At 49.6% G+C, this 2,967-nt stretch carries 3 protein-coding genes; all 3 read right to left on the reverse strand.

Translation table 11 applies throughout. From position 1 onward, the window contains the following. Positions 1 to 2,114, reverse strand: a 2,114-nt coding sequence (gene hpsA, locus ACUVJL_RS31270) for a hormogonium polysaccharide biosynthesis protein HpsA (protein WP_445249388.1), incomplete at its 3' end; no start/stop codon positions are given. Beyond that, positions 2,107 to 2,322, reverse strand: coding sequence for a hypothetical protein (locus tag ACUVJL_RS31275; protein ID WP_445249389.1), 216 nt, complete (start codon positions 2,320 to 2,322; stop codon positions 2,107 to 2,109). The genes ACUVJL_RS31275 and hpsA, both read right to left, overlap by 8 nt. Positions 2,323 to 2,506: 184 nt before the next feature. Further along, the gene (locus ACUVJL_RS31280; protein WP_445249390.1) at positions 2,507 to 2,824 is read right to left on the reverse strand and encodes a hypothetical protein; all 318 of its coding nucleotides are present in this window, start codon (positions 2,822 to 2,824) and stop codon (positions 2,507 to 2,509) included. Between the last annotated feature and the right edge of the window lie 143 nt (positions 2,825 to 2,967).

Consider the following 2,967-nt stretch of genomic DNA (forward strand, 5'->3'; position numbering starts at 1 on the left):
CCATCGTTCCATCTGGGGGGTGGCAAGAAGGAGTTAGTGCGATCGTACACGCCACCACTGGTAATTACCCGCAAACCGCCAGTTCCATCAAGGGGATTTCTCGGTGTTTGAGCTGCTGCTGCTTCCCAGAAACCATCTCTAAAGGGCGGAGTGGCTGAACCGGGGATTTCTCCCCAACCATTACCGCGGTCTGTTGCTCCCACGTCAGCCACCTTCGTCACCTGCGACTTGCGGGTGCGAGGCCCTCCATCTTTCCAGGTGGTAGAGCCACCAACTTCTTGTGTGTCTGCCGCGCCAACGAATTTGGGTTGGGATAGGGTGGCGTCCCATCGCAGGGCTGGTAAGTTGTTGCCTACTAATACCCTCTCGCCCAAATTTTCTTCGCTAGCAGTAGATTTTATGTTGTCCGGGTTTCTTGACTCGAGTTTATTGAGATCGAGGCTAAGCCCTGTGGGTCCATTGGCACTCCCTACCTGTGCATTCCCAGTTGTAGGAAGACTCCAATCATCTATGGGTCTGAGGCTATCGCCACTTCCTTGAAGGTAAGCAGTGTAAGATCTTATCGCCTTATCAGGTACGTCTAGAGTTTCATTTCCCAGTGGTACCTCTTTAAAAGGCACTTTCCGCAGCCTTTCTTTGAAATAAGATTCCAGTGCATTAGGGCGGCTTTGGGACTGTTGGGTGCTACCGGGTGGGGGATCCACCAATCGCTGAACAGAAACTGGATCATCGGTTTTATTAGGCTTTGACGTTATTTGCCCCTCTACTAGCGCATTTAACCGCCGGGAGTATGCGTTGCCGTTGTAAAGTACATCAAGGCTGGTATTTGTAGGAGCTGATTGACTTGTGGGCTTAATTTCTTGTAGTGGAGTTGCGTCTGGTTGGTCGGCGCTTGCTTGAGCTTTGAAAAGATGTACTACTGCGGGGTTACTATTAGTGTTACCGGCCCAACCATTGACTACGTTACCTCCAACCTGAATTCGGCTATTTTCTTGGTCGTAGAAACAAGAGCCTTTGCTGCTAACTTCAAATAATTTAACGTCTCTTGGATTATTCACCCCCGTTACTAATAAATTGCTATTTGTCAAAATCCGCCCGTTTAAATTCAGAGGAACGCCGGGAGATATGTCTAAGTCGTCTTCATAAACTACCGCGTTGTTGCTGAGGGGAATGCGACTTTGGTCTTGCTGGTATTCTAGTGCGGATATGCTGGAAGTTCCCGTAAATTCTTGATAATTAGTACCCAAAGCAGCAACTTCTGCAGCTTTAATCGGTACGTTTACTGTGTAAACAAAGAAACTTTTTCTCAGCTTACCGTCTAGCTTGTACCAGCCAGAGTCTCCCACCAACGTAGCGACGTTATCGCCGGCCCCGGCCGTCGCGCAACCGGGGTCTAAGGCTCCCAAAGACATCGGCGGCGTTCTGGCGTCCAGCGGTTTTCTCGCTCTTACGACTTGTGAGCTTGCATCGACAGGAGGACTGCGAAAAAATATTCCGTAGAGGGTAAAAGTGTCAAACTTGCCGTCGTTATTTGTATCGACGGGATATCTCCATGCTGTATTGATCGCTTCGCTTTCTCGGATTCCGGCTCCGATATTTTGAACTGGTGGTAATTTAGCATTGTTTGCGTTAGTCAGGCTTGTACCGTTGATGACCGGATACTTAAGTATCAAACGCTCCTCGTCACCAAACTTATACAAATCGCTTGCAGGTGCAGAAGTGTTTTCTGACATCATCCGGTACATTTCTGCATCGGAGGGAGTTGATGTCGGTCTTTGCGGGTCTTCGTACAGCATAAACTGAATTTTTGCTTTCGCCCGATCGAGCGCGGGAGTCGCGGCCGCCAGCACCTGCTGGCTCACGCGCACGTTGCGAGCCGTATTAGCCCGATCGAACGATCGCAGCGTAATCGCCACAGTCAACAAGATCACTACCAGCAACACCATCGTCACCGTCGGCAACACAAACCCCGCCACTGGCAATCTCGCCCTGCGGCCCATAGCCATTAGCGATCGTAGCATTGCTCTCATCAGACGCTTCGCCCCCGAGCGAGTGACGCCGAGAACCCGCCGCAGCAGGGATACGATAACTTTCGATAATTTGCTTTTAAACATTGACGCCTTCCTGAATAATTTCAGAGATGGTATTGCTGGTAGTTACTGCTTGAGGGCAGGATCCCATATCTATAGTTCCCATTTTTATCAACATCCATATCAGCCTGTTGCACAAATTCACAATATGTGTACTTTGGCTAAAAAATAAAACCGACAAACCCACAACCGAGTTAACCGCCGATATATTTTTCCCCGCAAGATTTGCCATGCAAGGATTTCGGCCTAGGGAACTACACCCTATCTTACTTCAATCCAATTGTCAGTGTCCACAGCCAGAGTTTGTTCGATCGCCCAAAAACAACGATCGCGATCGTCTCCGCTGTATTTCCCAGCCCTTACCTGGCCGGCTTTGTGAGTCTGTTCCTGTTCCTAGCGATTTCAACCGTCGGAACCTAGAATGTAGAGTGGGCGATCGAATTGTGGTTAGGCGTATCCGTGCCCTCAAATCTAAGTAGGGCGATCGAATTTCCGCCAGGGGTCCTATCAATTCGGGTTGCACTCATAGATGATGGGGAGTAGTCCGTGGGGGAATCGGGAATTATTGACCGAGACTCAATCGTTCCCATCCAACCGGAAACCATATCAAAGTGCGATCGAATTTTCGCGATGCGGCAAAGTGCGATCGAATTTCCATTTTGCGTCAAAGTGCGATCGAAATTCCGTTTTGCCCGCCAGCGGGCCAGTACAAGTGCAAAATATAAACCTACCACCCGTCACTAACCCCACCCTAAAGGGATGGGGCTTGAAAGCGGAAGACTCACCACCTTCTTAATTTGAGGCCAAACCAGTGTCTAGCCTGGGTCTTCGAGACAAGCTGAACTATATGGTGGTGGTACACCAAGCGACGTTAAGA

It is taken from the genome of Microcoleus sp. OTE_8_concoct_300 (assembly GCF_031383065.1).
Taxonomy (GTDB): Bacteria; Cyanobacteriota; Cyanobacteriia; order Cyanobacteriales; family Microcoleaceae; genus Microcoleus.